Below are 233 nucleotides of genomic sequence, written 5' to 3'. Positions count from 1 at the left end.
GGCCGCCGGGGGGGGGGGGGGGGGGCGGGGGCCGGGGGGGGGGCCGGCGGCGTGCTTCCCCCACGCCCCGACCGGGTCGTCGTCGCCCGCGGTACGACGCAGCACGGTGCTGCGCTCGCCGACCTCGACGATCCGGGCGAGGCTGCCGTCGGCGCCCGAGACGTCGCCGACGACGCGGACCCGGTCGCCGACGACGACTCCCTTGCGACCGAGCGGGCGGGCCTTCATCGCCA

At 81.1% G+C, this 233-nt stretch carries 1 pseudogene; it reads right to left on the bottom strand.

The features are described 5' to 3' along the window. Nucleotides 1-233 (bottom strand): annotated as a pseudogene (locus tag F0U47_RS21660) (hypothetical protein); the annotation flags it as partial.

The organism is Nocardioides antri, from assembly GCF_008373765.1.
In the GTDB taxonomy this organism is placed as follows: domain Bacteria; phylum Actinomycetota; class Actinomycetes; order Propionibacteriales; family Nocardioidaceae; genus Nocardioides; species Nocardioides antri.
Note: the sequence above shows the minus strand (reverse complement) of the source record. Positions and strands in the feature narration are given on the sequence as shown.